Annotated in this window: 1 protein-coding gene and 1 pseudogene; both read right to left on the bottom strand. The window is 62.1% G+C overall.

The features are described from left to right. Nucleotides 1-33: 33 nt before the first annotated feature. A complete protein-coding gene (locus ACFQZQ_RS14735) occupies nucleotides 34-1059 on the bottom strand; it encodes an IS3 family transposase (RefSeq protein WP_386813689.1) in 1026 nt (341 codons plus the stop codon). After that, nucleotides 981-1199, bottom strand: a pseudogene (locus ACFQZQ_RS14730) (transposase); the annotation flags it as partial. The pseudogene ACFQZQ_RS14730 and the gene ACFQZQ_RS14735, both read right to left, overlap by 79 nt. Nucleotides 1200-1252 lie beyond the last annotated feature (53 nt).

Genomic DNA, 1252 nt, shown 5'->3' with positions numbered 1-1252 from the left:
GGGACTTCCTTCGATAAAGTGGACACCCGCTGGTTAGGCGCATTGGCGCTCGAATTCGACGGGCGACTGGTAACCCAGCGCCGAGTGTAGGCGCCGATGGTTATAGAAGTCGACGTAGCGGTGGATGGCTTGGCGTAGTGCGCAGTCGCTGTCGAAGCTGTGGCGGCGGTACATGTCCGACTTCATCGACTTGTTCCACGATTCCATATGCGCGTTGTCGTTCATGCGCCTGGGCCGGTTCGCCGACTGGACCAAGCCTGCACACTTCAGCGAGCGCTTGAAGTCTCCACCCAGGAACTCGATCCCACGGTCGGTGTGGAAGACGGTGGCTCCCGGCTCGGGTCTTCGGGCGCGGATCGCAGCCGACAAAGCCCGCCGGGTGAGTTTCGTCGTTCGCTCCTTGCCCAGTGCCCAGCCCAACAGGCGACGCGAATGCCGGTCCATGACGGTCGCCAGATAACGCCACTGACTGCGCACCTTCAGGTAGGTCACATCGCCGACCCACAGCTGGTCTGGGCCGGTGGATTCGATCGCATGGGCGCGGCTTTCGACGCTGGCCAGAAAGCGTTTCAGGCCCGGGCGCTGACGATACATGCGGGCAGAACAGGCGCGGACGCCGTATTCGCGCATCAGGCGCTCGACACGGCGCCGCCCGACCGCCTCGCCCTGCCGGCACAACGCCGCATGCACTCGCGGACTGCCGTAGGTCTGCTCGCTCTCCTCGTGCACACTGCGGATCTTCTGCAGCAGCCCCGCATCCTCGAGCGAGCGCTGACTGGCGGGCCGCTGCGTCCATGCATAGAAGCCCGACGCACTGACCCCGTGAAGGCGGCACATCATCCTCACCGGGTACGCTTCCTGATGGTGCTCGATGAAGGCGAAGACGTCGCTTTTCGAGCCGAAGTGAACGCGATGGCTTTTTTTAAAAGGTCGTGCTCGATCTTCAGCTGCTCGTACTTGCGCTTCACTTCGCGCAACGCCTTGAGCTCGGCTGCCGCCTCTTTTCCAACGTCCACACCCTTGGTCACAATCACGCCCTCGCGTGCAAGCCTGCGCCAACGAGACAGCATGAAAGGGTGGATGTAAAGCGAGTCGGCGACGTCGCCGACCGACACGCCGGGAAGCTCGCTCAGGCGTACAGCTGTTGCCTTGAACTCATCGCTGTAGCGATTGATCGTCCTGGGACCTGGTGCTGGCATAAAGACACTCCTGAAGTTAGATCAGGGTGTCCACTGAACCGAAGGAACTACCA

Source organism: Lysobacter koreensis (assembly GCF_042677045.1).
Lineage (GTDB): Bacteria > Pseudomonadota > Gammaproteobacteria > Xanthomonadales > Xanthomonadaceae > Lysobacter_K > Lysobacter_K koreensis.
This window is presented reverse-complemented; position numbering and strand designations above follow the sequence as displayed.